Annotated in this window: 19 protein-coding genes; 17 read left to right on the top strand and 2 right to left on the bottom strand. The window is 61.2% G+C overall.

Features of this window, described 5'->3' with window-relative positions; all coding sequences use genetic code 11:
- Positions 1 to 18 precede the first annotated feature (18 nt).
- The 5 genes from ACZ9W6_RS15560 (at position 19) to ACZ9W6_RS15540 (ending at position 5,345) form a co-directional block, all read left to right on the top strand.
- Entirely contained in the window at positions 19 to 519 is a 501-nt protein-coding gene (locus tag ACZ9W6_RS15560; RefSeq protein WP_465192091.1) for an RNA polymerase sigma factor, read from the top strand.
- On the top strand, positions 512 to 1,450 hold the full coding sequence (locus ACZ9W6_RS15555) for a FecR family protein (protein ID WP_465192090.1): 939 nt from the start codon (positions 512 to 514) through the stop codon (positions 1,448 to 1,450). Before ACZ9W6_RS15560 ends, ACZ9W6_RS15555 begins: the two co-directional genes overlap by 8 nt.
- Before the next feature lie 131 nt (positions 1,451 to 1,581).
- Entirely contained in the window at positions 1,582 to 4,197 is a 2,616-nt protein-coding gene (locus ACZ9W6_RS15550) for a TonB-dependent receptor (RefSeq protein WP_465192089.1), read from the top strand.
- An 84-nt stretch (positions 4,198 to 4,281) separates the two neighbouring features.
- Positions 4,282 to 4,872: a biliverdin-producing heme oxygenase gene (locus ACZ9W6_RS15545; RefSeq protein WP_465192088.1), complete on the top strand. Its 591-nt coding sequence runs from the start codon at positions 4,282 to 4,284 to the stop codon at positions 4,870 to 4,872.
- On the top strand, positions 4,872 to 5,345 hold the full coding sequence (locus tag ACZ9W6_RS15540) for a YbaN family protein (RefSeq protein WP_465192087.1): 474 nt from the start codon (positions 4,872 to 4,874) through the stop codon (positions 5,343 to 5,345). Before ACZ9W6_RS15545 ends, ACZ9W6_RS15540 begins: the two co-directional genes overlap by 1 nt.
- On the opposite strand, the gene ACZ9W6_RS15535 is transcribed toward ACZ9W6_RS15540, so the two are convergent.
- Entirely contained in the window at positions 5,346 to 5,885 is a 540-nt protein-coding gene (locus tag ACZ9W6_RS15535) for a GNAT family N-acetyltransferase (RefSeq protein ID WP_465192086.1), read from the bottom strand. It lies immediately after the preceding gene.
- 140 nt (positions 5,886 to 6,025) lie between these two features.
- On the bottom strand, positions 6,026 to 8,839 hold the full coding sequence (gene polA, locus ACZ9W6_RS15530) for a DNA polymerase I (protein WP_465192085.1): 2,814 nt from the start codon (positions 8,837 to 8,839) through the stop codon (positions 6,026 to 6,028).
- Positions 8,840 to 8,862: 23 nt separating this feature from the next.
- Between polA and ACZ9W6_RS15525 the strand changes: the two genes are divergently transcribed.
- The 12 genes from ACZ9W6_RS15525 (at position 8,863) to ACZ9W6_RS15470 (ending at position 20,700) form a co-directional block, all read left to right on the top strand.
- On the top strand, positions 8,863 to 9,591 hold the full coding sequence (locus tag ACZ9W6_RS15525) for an LOG family protein (protein WP_465192084.1): 729 nt from the start codon (positions 8,863 to 8,865) through the stop codon (positions 9,589 to 9,591).
- A gap of 44 nt (positions 9,592 to 9,635) precedes the next feature.
- Positions 9,636 to 9,947 (top strand): DUF2782 domain-containing protein, encoded by a 312-nt coding sequence (locus ACZ9W6_RS15520; RefSeq protein ID WP_465192083.1) that lies wholly within the window; start codon positions 9,636 to 9,638, stop codon positions 9,945 to 9,947.
- A gap of 8 nt (positions 9,948 to 9,955) precedes the next feature.
- The gene (thrB, locus tag ACZ9W6_RS15515) at positions 9,956 to 10,894 is read left to right on the top strand and encodes a homoserine kinase (RefSeq protein WP_465192082.1); all 939 of its coding nucleotides are present in this window, start codon (positions 9,956 to 9,958) and stop codon (positions 10,892 to 10,894) included.
- 64 nt (positions 10,895 to 10,958) lie between these two features.
- On the top strand, positions 10,959 to 11,570 hold the full coding sequence (locus ACZ9W6_RS15510) for an outer membrane beta-barrel protein (RefSeq protein WP_465192081.1): 612 nt from the start codon (positions 10,959 to 10,961) through the stop codon (positions 11,568 to 11,570).
- Positions 11,571 to 11,695: 125 nt separating this feature from the next.
- Positions 11,696 to 12,613 (top strand): oxygen-dependent coproporphyrinogen oxidase, encoded by a 918-nt coding sequence (gene hemF / locus ACZ9W6_RS15505; RefSeq protein WP_465192080.1) that lies wholly within the window; start codon positions 11,696 to 11,698, stop codon positions 12,611 to 12,613.
- A gap of 469 nt (positions 12,614 to 13,082) precedes the next feature.
- A complete protein-coding gene (locus ACZ9W6_RS15500; RefSeq protein ID WP_465192079.1) occupies positions 13,083 to 14,738 on the top strand; it encodes an ABC transporter substrate-binding protein in 1,656 nt (551 codons plus the stop codon).
- A 74-nt stretch (positions 14,739 to 14,812) separates the two neighbouring features.
- The gene (locus ACZ9W6_RS15495) at positions 14,813 to 15,751 is read left to right on the top strand and encodes an ABC transporter permease (protein WP_465192078.1); all 939 of its coding nucleotides are present in this window, start codon (positions 14,813 to 14,815) and stop codon (positions 15,749 to 15,751) included.
- A gap of 9 nt (positions 15,752 to 15,760) precedes the next feature.
- On the top strand, positions 15,761 to 16,873 hold the full coding sequence (locus ACZ9W6_RS15490; protein WP_465192077.1) for an ABC transporter permease: 1,113 nt from the start codon (positions 15,761 to 15,763) through the stop codon (positions 16,871 to 16,873).
- Positions 16,874 to 16,885: 12 nt separating this feature from the next.
- Complete coding sequence (locus tag ACZ9W6_RS15485; protein WP_465192076.1) at positions 16,886 to 18,586, top strand: ABC transporter ATP-binding protein; 1,701 nt, start codon at positions 16,886 to 16,888, stop codon at positions 18,584 to 18,586.
- A 105-nt stretch (positions 18,587 to 18,691) separates the two neighbouring features.
- Positions 18,692 to 19,099, top strand: a complete 408-nt coding sequence (locus ACZ9W6_RS15480) for an HIT family protein (protein WP_465192075.1) — start codon at positions 18,692 to 18,694, stop codon at positions 19,097 to 19,099.
- 126 nt (positions 19,100 to 19,225) lie between these two features.
- Positions 19,226 to 20,065, top strand: coding sequence for a sulfurtransferase (locus ACZ9W6_RS15475; protein WP_465192074.1), 840 nt, complete (start codon positions 19,226 to 19,228; stop codon positions 20,063 to 20,065).
- Between the two features lie 41 nt (positions 20,066 to 20,106).
- Positions 20,107 to 20,700: a DJ-1/PfpI family protein gene (locus ACZ9W6_RS15470; protein ID WP_465192073.1), complete on the top strand. Its 594-nt coding sequence runs from the start codon at positions 20,107 to 20,109 to the stop codon at positions 20,698 to 20,700.
- Positions 20,701 to 20,712 lie beyond the last annotated feature (12 nt).

The following is a 20,712-nucleotide window of genomic DNA, read 5'->3' as shown; positions in this document are numbered from 1 at the left end:
TTTTGGCGATTGCACAAGGTGCTGGAACGTTACTACCAAAACCTGCTCAACTTCGTGGCCCGCAAGACCGGTTGCCGCGATCAGGCGCGCGACATCGTGCAGGAAAGCTACGCACGCATGCTCGGGCAGTATGCGCAGGAAAGCCATGACATCCCCCCAAGACAACAGCTGGCACGGCTGTTCCTCACGGCCCGCCATCTGCTGGTAGACCGCTTTCGCAAACAGCAAAACCAGGCCGATAGCCTGCCACTGCCGGACGAACTGCCTGCCGCCAGCCAGCAGCACCAGCCGGAATGGCAGCTGATGCAACAGCAACAGGCGCAAGAACTGCTGCAAGCCATCGACGCCCTGCCGCCACGCTGCCGCGAGGCTTTCACCCGCTTCAAGTTTGAAGGACAAAGCCAGAAAGAGATTGCCGAGGCGATGGGCATTTCGGTGAATATGGTCGAGAAGCACATCATTCGCGGCATGCTGTCCTGCAAACAGGCGCTGCATGATCTGGAGGGCGATCATGACTGAGCCGACATTCAGCAGCATTGACGAAGCGGCGGCCTGGTGGTGGCTGCAAAGCCGGCAAACCATGCCCCACGAACAGCAACAGGCCTTGCAAACATGGTTGGCCGCAGACCCGCGCCATGCCGCTGCCTTTGCCGCCATGCAACAAACCGCCCTCAGCCTCGAGCAACTGCGCCAGCCGCGGCCGATGCCGGCCATGACTCGCCGCGCGCGGCCGCATCATCGCTCTGCCCGCCCGCTGCTGGCCCTCGCCTGTAGCCTGCTGCTGTGCGTGTTGCTGTTCTGGCAGTACGGGCCGCAGCAGGCCAGCTACCAGCAAAGCCTGCAAGCCGGCAACAGCCTGCAGACCCTGGCCCTGCCCGATGGCAGCAGCGTGCTGCTGGATCAGGCCAGCGCAGCCGATATCCGCCTGTACGACGATAGGCGCGAAGTCGTGCTGCACCGTGGCCAGGCGCTGTTTGAGGTCAGCAAGGACAGCAAGCGCCCCTTCATCGTCAGTGCCGGCGACACAAGCATCACCGTGCTGGGCACCCGTTTCAGCGTGCGTCATGACGCCGGTGACATCCGTGTCGAAGTCGCCAACGGCCTCGTACGCGTCAGCAATGCCGAGCACACCCGCCTGCTGACCGCCGGTGAAGGCATGCGCATCAGCGAGGACAACTGGCTGCCGACCCGCCAGCTGGCCACCGACAGCGTCGCCAGCTGGCAACACCGGCAGCTGGTGTTCGACAACACACCACTGCCGGAAGCCTTGGCAGAGTTTGCGCGCTACGGTGCCGCGCCGGTCAGCCTCAGCGATACCCGTCTGCAAGGGCTGCGCATTACCGGCAGTTTCCGTCACGACCAGCCACGGCAGTTTCTGGCCCTGTTGCCCGAAGTGCTGCCGGTTCGCGTACAGCAACAACAGGGGCAATGGCGCTTGTCCCCGCGCTAAGTCCGGCAAGCCCCCGCCTCTCTTGCGGCCAACCCTGAAAAGGTTGGCCGCAATTTTTTTCACCCCCGACATCAGGATTACCGTTGCTCAAACGTAATTACGGTTACGAACCATTCTCGTTTTGATAAAAAATGTCCGCACGCCACTTGTCTGCCCGTCAACTGTCATCGACTGCCCTGAAGCCCATGCTGCTGGCCTTGAGCCTTGCTTTTGCCCAGCCGCAATTCGTCTACGCCGAAAGTGCCACGCTGGTACTGGCACTGCCCTCGCAGCCGCTGGGTCAGGCCTTGAATGCCCTCGCCCGCGAAAGCGGCCGCCCGCTATTGCTGGATGCCGCCCTGGTGCAGCAACGCCAGGCCCCCGCCCTGCATGGCCGCTACCCGCTGGATACTGCCTTGCAAAAACTGCTGAGTGGCAGCGGTCTGCAATACCGGCTGGCGGCTAACGGTGCCATTATCGTTCAGAGAGCAAGCAGCGAGCAGAAAAGCCCGGGTGGCAGCGCCACCCTACCGACGCTGACCGTCAGCGCCAGCCAGCAAGCGGTACGGACAGCCGGCGCCGAAAAACGCCTAGACAAGGCCGAGCTGCGCCTGTCGCGCGGCACCAGCAATGCCGACATCTTTGCCGGCCAGCCGCAAATCCAGGTCAACAATATCCGCAACGAAGCTGGCGCCCTCGATGTCGGCATCCGCAATATGCAGGGTGAAGGCCGCGTGCCGGTCATCATCGATGGCGCGCTGCAATCCACCCATACCGGCCGCGGCTATATGGGCACCGCGGATCGCACCTATATCGACAGCGATCTGATCAGCAGTGCCAGCGTCAATATCGGTGCCAGCCAGGGCGCGTTTTCTGCCGGTGCGGTTGGCGGTCTGGTCAAGATCCAGACACTGGAAAGCCACGACATCCTGAAAGAAGGCGAGAAAGTCGGCCTGCTGGTGAAAGGCAGCCTGCAAAACAATAACCAGACACCCGATGTGCCGGCCGATGCCCGCGATCAGTCCTACTACATCGTCAAGAACAAGTCCGATGCCGATCATTTTCACAATGGCTCGCTGACGCTGGCCACCGCGCTGCGCCACGACAAGCTCGAAGCCGTGCTGGCCTACAGCAAGCGCCGCCAGGGTAATTACTTTGCAGGCACCAAGGGCTATGAAGACTACACGGCAGGCAAAAAGTCGTGGGAGCAACCACCGGTCAAGCCCGGCATGGAAGTCGTCAACACCAGCGGTGACAGCGACTCGCTGCTGGCCAAACTCAGCCTGCGCCCCGACAGCGAACAGCAACTGAAACTCACCTACCGCCAGCACCGCCAGCAGGCCGGCGAGGTCCTGTCCGCCTACTGGTACGCCAATGACAACGACAAGGATTTCAAACCGCTGCCAGCCGGTCAGCAAGCCATGCCGCAATGGGGGCTGGGCCGGGCCGATGTCGAGACACTCAGCGCCCACTACACGCTGACCGATGCCGACAATCCGCTGCTGAATCTCAGCGCCGGTCTGTGGGCCAGCAATGGCAAGCTGCAACAGCGCAACGGCCTGGTGTCGGCAGTCAGCAATCCGAAAGATGGCGACCAATACCTGCATCACTACAGCCATCGCCGCCATGGCTTCAACCTGATGAATCAGGCCGAACACGGCCCCTTTCTGCTGACTGCCGGCTTTGCCAGCCAGCAGGAATTCATGCGCCCCGACAGCAAGGCCGGCTGGGGTAACAAGCCCGCCGCCCGCCATGCCAGCCGTCAGGAACAAAACCTGTTTGCCAATCTGCAATGGCAGGGCCAACCGTTCAAGCTCGAAGGCGGCCTCAGTCTGCATCAGGCCAGCATTGACGACCAGGTTGGCCAGCGCACGCTGAAGTTTCAGCCCAAGCTCGACTGGCACAGCCGTATCAGCGGGAATCTGGCTCACGGCCTGAGCTGGCATCTGTCGGCCAGCCGCGCCCATCGCAACCCCAGCTTGCACGAAGGCAGCACCTCGACCGAGATGTACCAGTACGACCCGCGCTTTCCGCTGGCGGCAGAACGGGTCAACGGTAGCGAAATCGGGCTGAGCTGGCAGAGTCGCAGTCTGCTCGGACAGGAAAACAGCCTGCAGCTGGCTGCCAGCTATTTCGACAATCGCGCCCATGGCTATATCACCCAGGCCTTGCTTGATGCCGACAACTGGGTGCTGGGCCACAGCAATTACGAGCTGTTCCGCAATCGTGGCTTCGAGCTGAACGCCAGCTTCAAGCAAGGCGTGTTCTTTGCCGACGCCCAGGCCGTGCTGTACCGCAAGCCCGAGGTCTGCTCGCAAGCCGAGGCCGCCAAGGTCAACCGCGATATCGACAGCCACAATGCCCGCCCGTGGAACAAGGACAAGCAGAAAGCCCATGTCAGCGACTGCAATGCCATGGGTTTTGCCTGGAGCCTGATTCCGTCGCGCATCCAGCCCCAGCGCAAATTTGTCGTCACCGCCGGCCTGAACCTCCCGCAAAGCGGGCTGAGATTCGGCAGTCGCCTGCGCTATCACAGCGGCAAGGAGAATCCGCGTGACTGGCTGGAGGGCACCGGTGCCAGCCCTATCGTCGACATTCCTGCCACCCGTCTGGTCGATGTGTTTGCCGAATACAAGCTCGGCAAACACCTGCTGGCCACGCTGAACATCGACAACATCCGCAACCGCTACGCCATCGACCCGGGCCAGCTGGCCAGCATGCCGCTGCCGGGTCGCACCATCCGCCTGGGCTTTGAAGGGAAGTTCTAAACCCGCCAACACGCTTGCGGCCAACCTTGCCCAAGGTTGGCCGCAAGCCAGACACCCTATCCGATAAAAACCAAGGAAGACCCCATGACTGCTATCGAAAACCTGCCCCTGTCGCGCAGCAAGGCACTGAAAGCGCTGACCCACGACACCCACGAGCTGCTGGACCAGCGCATCATGGCCTATCAGCCCTTCGCCAATCAGCAGAACTACGCGCGCTATCTGCAGGCGCAGTTCCTGTTCCTGCGTGATATGGAAGCGCTGTACGACAACCCGCAGCTGGCCGATATCCTGTCTGATCTGGACGAGCGCCGCCGCTACGACCGCATCGCTACTGACCTCGCCGATCTGGGCCAGCCGCTGCCGACCCTGGCCGAGCGCCGTCTGGATGGTGCCAGCTTTGACCTGCCGACCGCGCTGGGCTGGCTGTATGTGGTGGAAGGCTCCAAGCTTGGTGCCGCCATCCTGCTGAAGATGACCGAAAAGCTCGGCCTGAGCGCCGAAAACGGTGCGCGCCATCTGGCCGCCCACCCTGACGGCCGCGCGCGTCACTGGCGCGAGTTTGTCGCCATTCTCGATGGCCAGACCTTCAGCGATGCAGAAGAAGCGCGCGTGGTTGCCGGTGCCAAGGCCGGCTTCGCGCTGATGAACGGCCATCTGGACAAGGTCTACGGCTGATGCGCAGCCGCGCCAGTCGCTATCTCTACCAGCTGGCCGGCGGCCTGTTTTGCGGGCTGGGCATCATCGGCATGCTGCTGCCGGTGATGCCGACCACGGTGTTTTTGCTGCTGGCGCTGGCCTGCTTCAGTCGCGGCTCGCCACGGCTGGCCAATGCCCTGCTGCAACACCGTTGGCTGGGTGCGCCGCTGCGGCGCTGGCAGGCCACACGCTGCATCCCGCCACGCATCCAGGCCATTGCCTGCCTGAGCATGGTGGCCGGCTTCACGCTCCTGGCCAGCCGCCATCCGGCCACGCTGGTGTTGTGTCTGGCCTGCGTCTTCATCATGAGCGGCATGGCCAGCGTCTTGCTGCAGGCCAGCACACCCGGCAGCGGTCAAGGTTGGCCGCAACGCTTGCCGGCCTGCACCGGCGGCCTGCTGGCCTTTGCCATCCTCGCCGGCTGGCTGATCTGCCAGCGACCACTGGGCTGATCAGCCGCGCAAACTCGGCCCCAGTGGCGAGCAGCAGTGCAGATGCCACTGCCCCTGCCACTGGCCTTGCAGGCAAAAAGCCTGCGGCGTCTCGCCAAACAGCGCAAAACCATTGCGCTCCAGCACCGCGCGCGAGGCCGGATTGTGCCAGCCGACATGCGCCTCGACGCGGTACAGCCCATGTTCGTGAAACGCCTTTTGCAAGAGCTGCGCAATCGCCGCCTTGCCATAACCCTTGCCGTTTTCCGCCTCGGCCAGCCGGTAACCAAGCTGGGCACGGTTGTAATAGGCACGTTCGATCTGGGTCAGATTGATGCGGCCAACAATGTCATCGCCGCGCTTGATCAGATAACGAAAAGCCTTGCCGCTGGCGTGTTCCTGCTGCGCCGCCACGATATCGGCTTCGACCGCCGCCTGCGCGTAATATGCCGGATCGCGCGCATTGATGATGGCCTCGAAGAAGGCGCGGTTATCCCACTCGAAGGCCAGCAAAACCGGGGCATCGGCCAGCTCGGGTATGACCAGACGGATATCGCTCATGAATGACTTTCAGGTGAAATGAACCGCCACGCTAGCAAGCCGCCATGCCAAAGACAAGGCCGCCCACGGGCGGCCTTGTCTTTGCGGCATCAAACTCGGGCAATGCTGCCAAGGTTGGCCGCAAGCCATTCAAACCCGCCTCAGTGCGCGGCCTCCCAGCTGTCACCGACGCCGACTTCCGCCAAGAGCGGTACTTTCAGCTCGGCCACGCCAGCCATCAGTTGCGGCAGTTTTTCGCGCACCAGCTCAAGCTCGCTGTCGGCGACTTCCAGCACCAGTTCATCGTGTACCTGCATCACGAGGCGGCTTTGCAGTTTTTCGGCCAGCAGCCAATCCTGCACCGCCAGCATGGCGAGTTTGATCAGGTCGGCGGCTGTGCCCTGCATCGGCGCGTTAATCGCGGCGCGTTCGGCACCGGCCCGCAGCGCCTGATTACCGGCGCGGATTTGCGGCAGGTAGAGGCGACGGCCAAAGACTGTCTCGACATAACCGAGATCCGCCGCCTGCGCGCGCGTGCGCTGCATGTAGTCGGCCACGCCCGGATATTTGCGGAAGTAGCTGTCGATATAAAGCTGCGCGGCGTCGTTGCTGATGCCCAGCTGCGAGGCGAGGCCGTATTTGCCCATGCCGTAGATCAGGCCGAAGTTGATAGCCTTGGCGGCGCGGCGCTGCTCGCCGGACACCTCGGCCAGTGGCGTGGCAAACACCTCGGCGGCGGTGGCCTTGTGGATATCTTCGCCGCTGGCAAAGGCGGCCAGCATGTTCTCGTCGGCCGACAGGTGCGCCATGATGCGCAGCTCGATCTGCGAGTAGTCGGCGCTCATGATCACAAAACCGGCTGGCGCGACAAAGGCTTCGCGCACGCGGCGACCTTCGGCGGTGCGCACCGGAATGTTTTGCAGGTTCGGATCATTACTCGCCAGGCGGCCGGTAATCGCCACAGCCTGTGCATAATTCGTGTGTACGCGGCCGGTCTGTGGATTAATCAGCGTCGGCAGCTTGTCGGTGTAGGTGGACTTGAGTTTGGCAAGGCCACGGTATTGCAGGATCAGCTTGGGCAGCGGGTAATCCAGCGCCAGTTTTTCCAGCACTTCTTCGTCGGTGGAGAAGCCACCGGAGGCGGTCTTCTTCACGCCCTTGGTCGGGATGCCGAGCTTGCCGAACAGGATTTCCTGCAACTGTTTGGGCGAATTGAGGTTGAACGGCTGACCGGCCAGCTCATAAGCCTGCTGCTCCAGCGCCAGCATCTGGCTGCCCAGCTCGTGGCTTTGTGCGGCCAAGCTGTCGCGGTCGATCAGCACGCCATTACGCTCCATGGCGAACAGCACCTCAGCCACCGGCAGCTCGATATCGCGATACACATGCGCCAGGCCATCGGTCAGTTGCGGCGCGAAAAACTGCGCGAGGCGCAGCGTGATGTCAGCATCTTCGGCCGCATAGTTGGCCGCAACCTCAACGGCCACTTCGTCAAAGCCGATCTGCTTCGCGCCCTTGCCGCAGATGTCTTCGTAGCTGACGGTGGCTTCGTTCAGATGGCGGCGCGCCATATCGTCCATGCCGTGCTTCATATGGCTTTCCACCACATAGGACGCCAGCAGCGTGTCATCGACCACCCCGCGCAGGGTGATGCCGTGATTGGCCAGCACGTGGCGGTCGTATTTGAGGTTCTGGCCGAGCTTCTTCGCGCTGGCGTCTTCCAGCCACGGCTTGAGTGCGGCCAAGGTGGCATCGTAGGGCAATTGTTCCGGTGCGTCCGGCCCGCGATGGGCGAGCGGCAGATAAGCGGCCACGCCCGGCTCGGTAGCGAAGCTCAGGCCGACAATGCGTGCCTGCATCGGGTCGAGGCTGGTGGTTTCGGTATCCACCGACACGACATCGGCTGCGGCCAACCTTTGCAGCCAGTCGGCCAGTTGCGCGTCGGTCAGGATGGTTTCGTAACGGCGCTCGACGGCGACCGGTGCGGGCGTTTCGACCACCGAGCTGGCCAGCCCCGCCGCGTCGGCCGAGGCGCTGTCCATGTCGCCAAACAGGTCGCCGCTGGTATGCATGGCAGGCTGATTATTGGCAGGCGCAAGGTTGGCCGCAGCGCCATCCAGTTTGTCGGTCACTTCGCGCAAGAAGGTGCGGAAGCCGCAGTCGCGGAACAGCACCGCCAGCTGCGCGTATTGCTTGCTGCCGTGGCGCAGGCTGTCCAGCCCTTGCGGCAGCTCGTGGTACAGCTCGACATCGCACTTGATGGTAATCAGCTCGCGGCCCTTAGGCAGCCAGTCGAGCACCGCGCGCAGATTCTCGCCCACTTTGCCGCCAACGCTGTCAGCCTGCTCGATGATGGCCGCCAGCGAGCCGTATTGCTCCAGCCATTTGACCGCGGTTTTCGGGCCGCATTTGTCCACGCCGGGCACGTTGTCCACCTTGTCGCCGATCAGCGTCAGGTAGTCGATGATCAATTCCGGCGGCACGCCGAATTTCTCTTTCACACCGGGGATGTCGAGCAGCTCGTTGGTCATGGTGTTGACCAGCGTGACATCGGGCGTCACCAGTTGCGCCATGTCCTTGTCGCCGGTGGAGATGATGACCTTCATGCCCGCCTCCGCCGCCTGACGTGCCAGCGTGCCGATCACGTCATCGGCCTCGACGCCTTCCACCATCAACAGCGGCCAGCCGCTGGCGCGCACCACGTCGTGCACGGTGGCAATCTGTGCGGCCAACTCGGCCGGCATCGACGGGCGGTTGGCCTTGTACTCGGGGTACAGGTCATCGCGGAAAGTCTTGCCCTTCGCGTCGAATATGCAGGCGCTATAATCGAACTGGACTTCTTTCTCCAGACGGGCCAGCATGTTCACCATGCCGTAAATGGCGCCGGTCGGCTCTCCGGTCGGCGAGCGCAAGTCGGGCATCGCGTGAAAGGCGCGATACAGATAAGAAGAACCATCGATCAGTAACAGGGTTTTCATTTTTCGATAAAAAGGGGGCAGAGATGGGCTTGTCCGATAAATTACCACCAAGCAGTGACCGCTACGCCAGCATGCAGCGTTTCCGCTCGCGCGAAGCCTGGCATGTGATGAAAATTCTGTCGGAATTCGTCGAATCGGCCGAGGAGCTGCAAAACATCAGCCCGGCCGTCAGTATCTTTGGCAGTGCGCGCACGCCGCGCGACCATCCGTATTATAAGCTCACCGAAGACGTCGCCCGCCTGCTGTCCGATGCCGGCTTTGCGGTGATTTCGGGCGGTGGCCCCGGCATCATGGAAGCGGCCAACAAGGGCGCGTTTTATGGCAAGAGCCCGTCTGTCGGGCTGAACATTGTATTGCCGCACGAGCAAAAGCCCAACGAGTATCAGGATCTGAGCATCAAGTTCGACCATTTCTTCAGCCGCAAGGTGATGTTCGTCAAGCATGCACTGGCCTATGTCGTGATGCCCGGCGGCTTTGGTACACTGGACGAAATGTTCGAGGCGCTCACCCTGATCCAGACCGGCAAGAGCCGCAAGATGCCTATCATCCTGTGCGGCAGCCACTTTTGGGGCGGTTTGCTGGACTGGGTGCGCGACAGGCTGGCCGGCGAAGGCATGATCAATCCGGCCGATATGGATCTTCTGCAAGTCATTGATGACCCTCAGGATATTGTCGAGACCATCTTCCGCTTCTACGAGACCCGCGGTTTTGAAGTCCTGCCCGAAGAGCGCGAGCAATTGCTGAACCTGTAAACCCCTACGGGCAGCCGCCAGGCTGCCCCGCACAAGGACAATCAATGTATCGCCTGACCCTGGCCCTGTTGGCCTGCCTGTCTCTTCCTGCGCTGGCAGAAACCCCTGCCACCGTCTTGCCGCCTCCGCCGACCATCGCCGATCAGGGCCTGCCGGAACCGGAAGTGCGCATTACCCGGGATGGCGACAACACCGTGGAAGAATACCGCCTCAACGGCCGTGTCTACATGCTGAAAGTGACGCCAAAGAACGCCCCTGCCTACTACCTGATGGACAAGGAAGGCAATGGCCAGATGCAACGTATCGACCCCGCGCAGCGCCTCGTGGTGCCGCAGTGGGTGTTGCTGAAGTTCTAGGAGCAGGCATGTCGGTTTATACCTCCGTCAGTCAGGCAGATTTGTCGGCCTGGCTGCAGCGTTATGCACTCGGTGATCTGGTCGAGCTCAAAGGCATCGCTGCCGGCATTACCAATACCAATTACTTTGTCACCACCACTCACGGCCGCTATGTGCTGACCTTGTTTGAAGTGCTGCAGCTGGAAGAGCTGCCGTATTTCCTCGAGCTCAAGAGCCATCTGGCGCGTCATGGTGTGGCTTGCCCATCCCCGATCGCCGACAACACCGACAGCTTTGCCTCGCTGCTGGCCGGCAAGCCGGCCTGCCTCGTCAGCTGTCTGGATGGTGCCGATACGGCGACGCCGAACGCCGCGCAATGCCAGGCCGTCGGCGAGATGCTGGCGCAAATGCACAAGGCAGGCAGCACCTTTGCCCGCCGCATGGACAATCCGCGTGGCCCGGCCTGGTGGAGTCGCACTGCGGCCAACCTTTACGACAAGCTGGATGCCGCCGAGGCCGCCAGCCTGCGCGAGGAAGTAGCCTTCCAGGACAGTCACCGCTTCGACCACCTGCCGCATGGCGTGATTCATGCCGATCTGTTCCGCGACAATGTGTTGTTGAAGGGCGATGCGATTGCCGGCTTCATCGACTTCTACTACGCCTGCAACGACGTGCTGCTGTACGACGTGGCGATTGCGGTCAATGACTGGGCGCGCACGGCTGACGACGATATCGATGCCGATCTGGCACGGGCTTTCCTCGCCGGCTATCAGCATGTCCGGCCGCTGTCCGATGGCGAGATTGCCGCCTGGCCGCTGATGTTGCGGGCCGGTGCCTTGCGTTTCTGGGTGTCGCGCCTGCTGGATCTGCATCAGCCGGCCAGTGGCGAGCTGACCTTCACCAAGGACCCGGGCGTGTTCGGCCGTCTGCTGCAAAAGCATCGCAGCCGTCATGACTTCTGGATTTAAGCCATGCGTGTTACATTCCCTCGCAATGAAAACCGATTCGCATAAAGCTTGGGAGTTAGCACAAATGAAACGAGTCCTGATCAGTGGCCTGTTGCTGGCCAGCAGCGTGGCGCTGGCCAATGGCAGCAGCGACGAATATCTGGGTGCCAGCCTGGATGTGGTGCAGCATGGCCTGAAACTGGGTGACAGCAGCTACCCGAGCAAGGGTGAAGACAAGCGTGATACCGGCTACAGCGTCAAGGCCGGTTATTACAGCAGCCCCAACCTCGCCTGGGAGCTTGAATACGCCGACAGCGGCAAGGGCACACGCAATTACGATCGCCCCGGCAGCCCGGATGACAAGCTCGAAGCCCACGTCAAATCCTTCAGCATCAGTGCCAAGGCGCAGCTGCCGATCAATGACAAGCTGAGCGTTTACGGCAAGGCCGGTGTTGCGCGACTGGCTGGTCGCCAGACCTTCCGCTCGGCCGTCTTGCCGGAAGAAGTGCTGGTACAGAAGGCCAACAAGCTGGTGCCGGTATTCGGTATCGGGGCCGAGCTGAAGCTGGATGACAATCTGCGCGCCTTCCTCGAGCTCAGCCAGACCGGCAAGCTCAAGTACGACGCCAACGGAGCCCTGCCTGCCGATACCCAGCAGCTGCGCCGCCTGGGTGCCGGCTTCAGCTATCATTACTGAGCCGCGTACTCATCGCACAAAACGGCAGCCACTAAGGCTGCCGTTTTGTTTGCCCGCGCAGCACACGCCGTCGGCAAAACAAAATTGCTACAATGCCCACCCCGCCCACCACACAGGACACCACCATGAGCCACCCTCACGCCAATGAAGTCAAAGCCTTTTTGCTGGCGCTGCAAGACCGCATCTGCCAGGCGCTGGAACAGGCTGATGGCAGCGCCCGTTTTGTCGAGGATGCCTGGCAGCGTGGCGAAGACAAGGGTGGCGGCATCAGCCGGGTATTGAGTGCCGGCAAGGTATTCGAGCAGGCTGGCGTCAATTTTTCGCATGTGCGCGGCGACTCGCTGCCGGCCTCGGCTACGGCGCATCGCCCCGAGCTGGTTGGCCGCAGCTTCGAGGCCATGGGCGTCTCGCTGGTGATCCACCCGGAAAACCCCTACATCCCGACCAGCCATGCCAATGTGCGCTTTTTCATTGCCGAAAAAGAAGGCGAAGCGCCGGTCTGGTGGTTTGGCGGCGGCTTTGACCTGACGCCTTACTACGGCAATACCGAAGACGTAGTTCACTGGCACCGCGTGGCGCGAGACTTGTGCCAGCCGTTTGGCGAAGCGGTTTACCCGAAATACAAAAAGTGGTGCGACGAGTACTTCTATCTCAAGCATCGCAATGAAGCGCGCGGGGTCGGCGGCCTGTTCTTTGACGACCTGAACGCCCCGGATTTCGCCACCAGCTTTGCCTTCATGCAGGCCGTGGGCAACGGTTTTACCGATGCCTACCTGCCTATCGTCGAGCGCCGCAAAGCCACTGTCTGGGGCGAGCGCGAACGCCAGTTCCAGCTGTATCGCCGTGGCCGCTATGTCGAATTCAATCTGGTGTGGGACCGCGGCACGCTGTTCGGTCTACAGACGGGCGGCCGTACCGAATCCATCCTGATGTCGATGCCGCCGCTGGTGCGCTGGGAGTACGGCTACGAGCCTGAAGCCGACAGTGCCGAAGCCGCGCTTTATCGTGATTTCCTGCCGCCGCGAGACTGGCTGCAGCACTAAACCCCAATGGCCGCGCTCGCGGCCATTTTGTTATCGAAACGCCATCCCCCGGCAGCGTCGCGAAAAGGCAACGCTGTCGCCTCCGGACATCCGTTCTCGTCCGCCTGACTTTTCCGCTCAAAAACGCCGCCAGCATCGCCGGCAACGACTTCTATCGATACTCGACCAACCGGCAAAGCCATCGGCATCCAGAAATGCCTAAACAATATAGTTGGCAGTATATTTCAATGTCTCGGAAATAATGAAATGCAAAAAAACTATTAAAAAAAAGTTGACCTTCAGCGGAACGCAAGTAAATATCCGCAATCTTAAAAAAAGGCGAAAGATATCGCCAGAGGGTCGACACAAGTCGGCACATTCATCCAACATTTAAACAATATATATAACAGGCAAAATTATGATCAAGAAACAGATTCTGCTTGCCACTCTTGCTGCCCTCACACTGGCTGGCCACGCACACGCAACAGACATGAGCAAGACGCTTCGCGTAGCGTTCCCTGCTCCGGAAACCGGTTTCGACCCGGCCAAGACCAACGACCTGTACTCCAGCTCCATCATCGAAAACATTTTCGATACCCTGGTGACCTACGATTACACCGCGCGTCCGGTCAAGCTGATACCTAACACCCTGACCGCCATGCCGACCATTTCGGCCGACGGCAAGGTTTACACTTTCAAGATCAAGCCGGGCATTTTCTTCTCCCCGGACGCAGCCTTTGGCGGCAAGAAGCGCGAGCTGACCGCTGAAGACTACGTGTACTCGATCAAGCGTCATCTGGACCCGACCGTTGCCTCGCAGATCACTACCCTGATCGACGGCAAGTTCGCCGGTGCCAAGGAGCTGGTTGCTGCTGCCGGCAAGGGCAAGCTGAACTACGACACCCCGCTGGAAGGCATCAAGGCGCTGGACAAGTACACGCTGCAGATCACCCTGGCAGACGCCGATCCTAACTTCCTGCCTATCCTGGCAATGAACAACTTCGGTGCCGTGGCACGTGAAGTGATCGAGTCCACCAACAACACCAATGCCAAGCCGGTCGGTACTGGCCCGTACGCTCTGAAAGAATGGCGTCCTGGTAACAAGATCGTTCTGGAAGCCAACCCTAACTTCCGCACCGTGATGCACAACGGCAAGAAACTGCCGAAGGCCGGTCGCGTTGAAGTTTCGATCCTGACCGAAGAACAGCCACGCTGGTTGGCCTTCGTCAACAAGCAGCTGGACTACGTACAGCTGCCACAGACCGCGCTGAAAGAAGCGCTGGTTATCGACCCGGCCAACCCGCTGAAGGTCAGCCTGGCAGCCAAGTACAGCCAGCAAGGTATCAAGCTGAACCGTGCCCGCGACCTGTCGATCACCTACAACTTCTTCAACATGGATGATCCGGTTGTCGGTGGCTACAGCAACGAGAAAATCGCGCTGCGTCGTGCCATCGCCATGTCCTACCCGCGTGGTGAAGTGATTGCCAAGGTATACGCCGGTCAGCGCGTACCGATGCAATACATCATTCCGGAAGGCATCTCCGGCCATAACCCGCAGTTCAAGGGTCAGGCTCGCTTTGACCGCGCTGCGGCCAACGCCCTGCTGGACAAGTTCGGCTACAAGATCGGTGCCGACGGCTTCCGTACCCTGCCGGATGGCAAGCCGCTGGTGGTCGAGCTGGGCAGCGTACCGTCCGGCCTGAGCAAGCAGCTGGATGAATACTGGCAAGAGTCCTTCGACGCGCTGAAGATCAAGCTGAAGTTCAAGTCCGCACAGTGGAACGAGCTGGTTAAAGAAGCTCGCGCCGGCAAACTGCAGATGTGGGGCCTGGGCTGGGGCGCAACCTTCAACGATGGCACTTACTTCATGCAGCTGCTGCATAGCAAGAACATCGGTGACTCCAACCACGCGCGCTTCAAGAACGCCGAGTACGACAATCTGTACAACCAGTCCAAGCTGCTGCCTAACGGCGCTGCTCGCAACAAGCTGTACGACCGCATGAACCAGATTGCTGTTGCACAGCAGCCATGGGTACTGGGTGACTACCGCATGAACACCGTCCTGACTCACGGTTACGTGAAGGACTTCGGTCAGCACCCGTTCATCCGTGCGCCATTCCGCTTTGTAGAAATTACAAAGAAGTAATGCAGCATAGATAATCTGTGCCTTCTTAAGCCAGCCCAGCCCCGGGCTGGCTGTTACGTTTTTCGGGGATAACAATGCTCTCTTACATCATCCGTCGCGTGTTGCAGATGATCCCGACCCTGTTCGGCGTCATGCTGCTGCTGTTCATCCTGTTCAACGGGGTGGGTGGCGACCCGTCCTATATCCTGGCCGGCAAGAGTTTCAGTGAAGAAACCCTGGCCAATATCCGTGCCCAGCTGGGTCTGGATCAACCGCTTTACATGCAGTTCCTGCTCTTCGTCCAGCAGGTCCTGTCGCTGGACTTCGGCACCTCCTGGGCTACCCAGCAGCCGGTGTCGCAGCTGCTGGCTACCCGCGTGATGCCGTCGGTCATGCTGTCCGGCTCCATCATGCTGATCGGCACCACCCTGGCCGTGCTGATTGCCTCCGTGGTGGCTTACTATCGTGGCAGCATGCTTGACCGCAGCGTGACCATGATCTGTACCGTCGCCATGTCGATCAGCTCGCTGATCTACATCATCTTTGGCCAGTTCTTCCTGGCGCACAAACTGCAGCTGTTCCCGATCTTCGGCTGGAGCGACAACTTCTGGACCAACCTGACCGTCTTCCTGCCACTGCCTATCCTCTTGGGCGTGATGGTGAGCCTGGCGCCGGACCTGCGTTTCATGCGCAGCTGCCTGGTTGACGAGATGAACCACGACTACGTGCGTACCGCGCGTGCCAAGGGCCTGTCAGAAACCAAGATCATGCTCAAGCACGTGATGCGCAACGCGATGATCCCGGTGGTCACCGCGCTGATGGCCGGCCTGCCGTTCCTGATTACCGGCGCGATCGTGATGGAGAAATTCTTCGGCATCCCGGGTATGGGTAATGAAATCATTCTGGCGGTAGAGCGCAGTGATTTCCCGGTCATCAAGGCCATTACCATCTACATCGCCCTCGGCGTCATGGTGTTCAACCTGCTGGGTGACATCGTGTACAAGCTGATCGACCCGCGTGTACAGCTGAAGTAAGGAATCGCCATGTCTGCACAAACCCAAACTCTGGCCACTGCGGCCAACGCACAAGAACCGGCATCCCGCAGCCTGTGGCAGCTGGGCTGGCAACGCCTGAAACGCGATCGCATCGGCTTTGTTTCGCTGTGGATCGTGGTCGGCTTCATCCTGCTGGCCATCGGTGGCTGGTCTGGCCTCGTTGCCAGTGACTGGCGCAAGGAAGTCGCCAAGTCCTACGCGCCGCCTACCCTGTTCAAGGAATACGGCCCGGGCTATGTCGAGCTGACTGCCGATAATATCGACAATATGAAGGCCGTTGACGCCGAAGGTATTGCCGAAGCCAGTGCTGCTGCCGGCGAAAACGCCGCCACCGGTCTGAGCGCTGCTGACGACCCGCTGGCAGCCGTAATGGCCGAGGTCAACACCAACGCTGCCCAGTACCAGGTCGAAGAAGTCAAACTGGAAGAAACCCTGCCGTTTGGCGCTGACCAGCGTGGCCGTGACGTCCTGCAAAAAGTCCTGCAAGGCACCTCCACCTCGCTGCTGGTAGGCCTGGTGGGTGCGTTCTGCGCCATCTCCATCGGTACCATCCTCGGTGCTTGCGCCGGCTATTTCGGTCGCCGCGTCGATGACTGCCTGATGTGGTTCTACTCGGTGTTCACCTCGATCCCGAACATGCTGCTGTTGCTGGCGTTTGCCGCCGTACTTGGCCGCGGTATCGAAGTGATCATTATGGTATTCGCGCTGACTACCTGGGACGGTACTTTCCGCCTGGTTCGCGCCGAGTTCATGAAGCACAAGAGCCGCGAGTACGTGAAGGCTGCGGATGCCATCGGCACCCCGCACACCCAGCGTATGTTCCGCCACATTCTGCCTAACATCAGCCACCTGATTCTGGTGCAGTTCTCCCTGCTGACCGTAGGCCTGATCAAGTCCGAAGTGATTCTGTCCTTCCTTGGCTTTGGTGTCGGCGTGACCGAAACCAGCTGGGGCTCCATGCTGGCCGAAGCACCGGGCGAGCTGGTACAGGGCTACTGGTGGCAGATGGTGACCGTGACCCTGTTCATGGCTGTACTGGTAACCGCCTTCAGCATGCTGACTGACAGCCTGCGCGATGCGCTGGACCCGAAAGTGAAATAAGGACGCGAGAACATGACCCAAAATCTGCTGAGCATTCGCAATCTGCGCGTCAATTTCCGCATGGAAAGCGGCGATCGCTTCGAGGCCCTGAAGGGCATCAATATCGAGATTCCGCACAACCGCACCGTGGCGCTGGTTGGCGAATCCGGTTCCGGCAAATCGGTAACCTCCATGGCGGTAATGCGCCTGCTGCCGGAAACCAATACCGAGTATTCGGCTGACAGCCAGATCCTGTTCGAAGGCCGTGACCTGCTGAAGGCCAATGCTAAGGAACTGCGCGAGATTCGCGGCCGCGATATCGCCATGATCTTCCAGGAACCGATGACCTCGCTGAACCCGGTGTTCACCGTCGGCAACCAGATCATCGAAACGCTGGAGCTGCACACCAATCTGAGTGGCAAGGCGGCGCGTGCACGTGCCATCGAGCTGTTGACCGAAGTCGGCCTGCCTGACCCGGCCCGCAAGATCGACAGCTTCCCGCACGAGTTGTCCGGCGGCCAACAGCAGCGCGTGATGATCGCCATGGCGATTGCCTGCGAACCGAAACTGCTGATCGCCGACGAACCGACCACCGCGCTGGACGTCACCATCCAGAAGCAGATTCTGGAGCTGATCTCCCAGCTGCAGAAAAAGCACGGCATGTCGGTACTGTTCATCACCCACGACCTGGGCGTGGTGGGTGAATTTGCCGATGAAGTGGTGGTGATGCGTCACGGCGTGATCCGCGAGCATGGCGACATCCAGCAGGTGTTCGAGCGGCCGAAAGACAGCTACACCATGGCGCTGCTGAACTGCCGTCCGCACCTCGACCGTCGCCCGTCCAAGCTGGCCGTCATCGACGACTTCCTGCAGGACACCCCGTATGTCGAGCCGCCGCATCGTCCGCGCGGCTTCAGCGGCAATGGCGATCTGGTACTGGATGTACAGAATCTGTGCATGGACTTCACCAGCCGCAAAGGCCTGTTCGGCAAGCACGTATTCCATGCGGTGAAAGACGTGTCTTTCCAACTGGAACGCGGCAAGACCCTGGGTATCGTCGGCGAATCCGGCTCCGGCAAGACCACCGTCGGCCTGTGCCTGATGCGTCTGCACGAAGCGACTTCGGGCAAGGCCTTCTTTGATGGCAAGGACATCCTCGCCATGAGCCCGGCCGAATTCCACGCCTACAAGCGTCGCATCCAGATCATCTTCCAGAACCCTTACGCCTCGCTGAACCCGCGCTTCACCGTGGGCGAGATCCTGACCGAGCCGATGACCCTGCACGGTATCGGTGCCAACGAAGCGGAACGCCGCAAGATGGCCGGTGATCTGCTCGAACGTGTCAGCCTGCCGCGCAGCGCCATGGCCAAGTACCCGCACGAGTTCTCCGGCGGCCAGCGTCAGCGTATCGCCATCGCGCGCTGCCTGACCATGAAGCCGGAAGTACTGATCTGCGACGAGTCGGTTTCCGCCCTCGACGTGTCGGTACAGGCACAGGTACTGAACCTGCTGCAGGAGCTGCAGGACGAATTCAACCTGTCCTACCTGTTCATCTCGCACGATCTGTCGGTGGTAAAACACATCTCCGACCAGGTCATGGTGATGCAGCACGGTGTACTGGTCGAGCAGTCCGACTCCGACACCATCTACGACAACCCGAAGCACGAGTACACGCGCAAGCTGCTGTCCTCGATCCCGCAAGGTTGGCCGCGTAACGATACCGCCGCCGCCTGAACGGCAGCACGGTGACGACGCCGACAGCCCCGCGAGCTTTGCCTCGCGGGGCTGTTGTCATTAAGATGCCGGAATATTGCGGCCAACCCTGAAGGAGACAGCAAGATGCAATGCGAACTGTGCCAGCCCCATCCTCACCCGCTGTACCAGGACGGCAAACTGCGCGTGATTCTGGTCGATGATGCCGATTACCCCGGTTTTTGCCGCGTGATCTGGCACGATCACGTCAAGGAAATGAGCGATCTGAACGATCAGGACTGCGCCCACCTGCTGAACTGGGTGATGCGCACCGAACGCGCCGTACGCGCCGTGCTGCAGCCGGACAAGATCAATCTCGCCAGTTTCGGCAATGTGGTGCCACATCTGCACTGGCATGTGATTCCGCGTTTCGGCAACGACAAGCACTTCCCGCAGCCCGTCTGGGGCCAGCCACAGCGCGAGGTGACACCGGCAGTACCGGAGAAGCTGTTCGAACGGCTGCAAGCCGCACTGCTGTCGCGTCAGGACAGCTGAACCCGACATTTGCCGCCCGGCTTATGACAATGTTAAGGTGAGGTTTCGTCCAAAACGGAACCTCTTCCCTGCCGGTCTCGCGGCACAGACCGGCCAGGAAGCGGCTCCCCCATCAAGGAGCAAGCCATGTACACCACGCTGATCAGCGCCGAACAATTGCAGCAACTGGCCACCCCGGCCGTGCTGATTGACTGCCGCTTTGACCTCGCCAATCCCGAATACGGCGCCGCCGCCTGGGATCTGGGCCATCTGCCCGGCGCGCATTTCCTGCATCTCGATTACCACCTGTCCGGCCCGAAAAACGGCCAGAACGGCCGCCACCCGCTGCCCGATGGCCAGCGCCTCGCTGTCACTCTGGGCTCGCTGGGCATCAGCCCCGGCACCCAGGTCGTCTGCTATGACGATCTTGATGGCCGCTATGCCGCCCGCGCCTGGTGGCTGTTGCGCTGGCTGGGCCACGAAGCCGTTGCTGTACTCGATGGCGGCCTGAAAGCCTGGCAGGCGGCCGGCGGCGAGCTGGATCGCGAACCGGCCAGCAAATCCACCACCCGCTTCAGCATCGGCGCACCGCTGGTTGCCCGCGTCACGGCAGACGATATTGCGGCCAACCTGTGCGAGCCGAAATACCTGCTGGTCGACTCGCGCAGCAGCGACCGTTTTGCCGGCCAGAACGAAACGCTGGACCCGGTCGCCGGCCATATCCCCGGTGCACGCAACCGTTTCTTCGGCCTCAATCTGCAGGCCGATGGCCGCTTCAAGCCGGCCGCCGAACTGCGCGCCGAATGGCTGGCGGTTCTCGATGGCGAAAAAGCCAGTGATGCCATCATCTACTGCGGCAGCGGCGTCACCGCCTGCCACAATCTCTTGGCGCTGGAACATGCCGGCCTCGAAGGCGCGCGCCTGTATGCCGGCTCGTGGAGCGAATGGTGCAGCGACCCGCTGCGCCCGGTCAGCACCGCCGTCTGAACCTTGCGGCCAACCTTTGACAAGCACTGACAGGAAACCCCATGCACGTCGCCATCATCACCCTGGACGGCTTTAACGAGCTGGATTCGCTGATTGCCCTCGGCATCCTCAATCGCGCGGCCGGCCTGCGCGTGTCGCTGGCCACCCCTACGCCGCAGGTCACCTCGATGAATGGCGTCACCCTGCATGGCCATATCACGCTCGAAGAGGCCGCCAGTGCCGATGCGGTACTGGTCGGCAGCGGCAAGCGCACGCGCGAGTTCCTGCAGGATGAGGCCCTGCTGGCGCGGCTGCAGTTCGACCCCGCCCGCCAGCTGTTGGCCGCACAATGCTCCGGCACCCTGCTGCTGGCAAAACTCGGCCATCTGCCGCAAGGCATCGCCTGCACCGACCTGATCAGTGCACCGTGGCTCAGCGAAATGGGCTTGCAGCCGCTGGACAAGCCGCTGCATGTCCAAGGCAGGGTCGCCACCGCCGGTGGCTGCATGGCCTCGGCGTATCTCGCGGCCTGGCTGCTGTGGCAACTGCTCGGCGAAGACAGCGCACGAGCTGCCCTGCACTACGTCGCGCCGGTCGGCGAGAAAGAGCGCTATGTCGAACAGGCGCTGGCGGCGCTGCAGGCTGCCTGTCAGTAAGCCCTGAAGGAC

The organism is Vogesella lacus (assembly GCF_979366295.1).
Note: the sequence above shows the minus strand (reverse complement) of the source record. Positions and strands in the feature narration are given on the sequence as shown.

Bases quoted from the DNA above. Each gene is read 5' to 3' on its own strand.
- ACZ9W6_RS15555 (WP_465192090.1), top strand. From the start codon at position 512: ATGACTGAGCCGACATTCAGCAGCATTGACGAAGCGGCGGCCTGGTGG.
- ACZ9W6_RS15550 (WP_465192089.1), top strand. From the start codon at position 1,582: ATGTCCGCACGCCACTTGTCTGCCCGTCAACTGTCATCGACTGCCCTG.
- ACZ9W6_RS15545 (WP_465192088.1), top strand. From the start codon at position 4,282: ATGACTGCTATCGAAAACCTGCCCCTGTCGCGCAGCAAGGCACTGAAA.
- ACZ9W6_RS15540 (WP_465192087.1), top strand. From the start codon at position 4,872: ATGCGCAGCCGCGCCAGTCGCTATCTCTACCAGCTGGCCGGCGGCCTG.
- ACZ9W6_RS15535 (WP_465192086.1), bottom strand. From the start codon at position 5,885: ATGAGCGATATCCGTCTGGTCATACCCGAGCTGGCCGATGCCCCGGTT.
- polA (WP_465192085.1), bottom strand. From the start codon at position 8,839: ATGAAAACCCTGTTACTGATCGATGGTTCTTCTTATCTGTATCGCGCC.
- ACZ9W6_RS15525 (WP_465192084.1), top strand. From the start codon at position 8,863: ATGGGCTTGTCCGATAAATTACCACCAAGCAGTGACCGCTACGCCAGC.
- ACZ9W6_RS15520 (WP_465192083.1), top strand. From the start codon at position 9,636: ATGTATCGCCTGACCCTGGCCCTGTTGGCCTGCCTGTCTCTTCCTGCG.
- thrB (WP_465192082.1), top strand. From the start codon at position 9,956: ATGTCGGTTTATACCTCCGTCAGTCAGGCAGATTTGTCGGCCTGGCTG.
- ACZ9W6_RS15510 (WP_465192081.1), top strand. From the start codon at position 10,959: ATGAAACGAGTCCTGATCAGTGGCCTGTTGCTGGCCAGCAGCGTGGCG.
- hemF (WP_465192080.1), top strand. From the start codon at position 11,696: ATGAGCCACCCTCACGCCAATGAAGTCAAAGCCTTTTTGCTGGCGCTG.
- ACZ9W6_RS15500 (WP_465192079.1), top strand. From the start codon at position 13,083: ATGAGCAAGACGCTTCGCGTAGCGTTCCCTGCTCCGGAAACCGGTTTC.
- ACZ9W6_RS15495 (WP_465192078.1), top strand. From the start codon at position 14,813: ATGCTCTCTTACATCATCCGTCGCGTGTTGCAGATGATCCCGACCCTG.
- ACZ9W6_RS15490 (WP_465192077.1), top strand. From the start codon at position 15,761: ATGTCTGCACAAACCCAAACTCTGGCCACTGCGGCCAACGCACAAGAA.
- ACZ9W6_RS15485 (WP_465192076.1), top strand. From the start codon at position 16,886: ATGACCCAAAATCTGCTGAGCATTCGCAATCTGCGCGTCAATTTCCGC.
- ACZ9W6_RS15480 (WP_465192075.1), top strand. From the start codon at position 18,692: ATGCAATGCGAACTGTGCCAGCCCCATCCTCACCCGCTGTACCAGGAC.
- ACZ9W6_RS15475 (WP_465192074.1), top strand. From the start codon at position 19,226: ATGTACACCACGCTGATCAGCGCCGAACAATTGCAGCAACTGGCCACC.
- ACZ9W6_RS15470 (WP_465192073.1), top strand. From the start codon at position 20,107: ATGCACGTCGCCATCATCACCCTGGACGGCTTTAACGAGCTGGATTCG.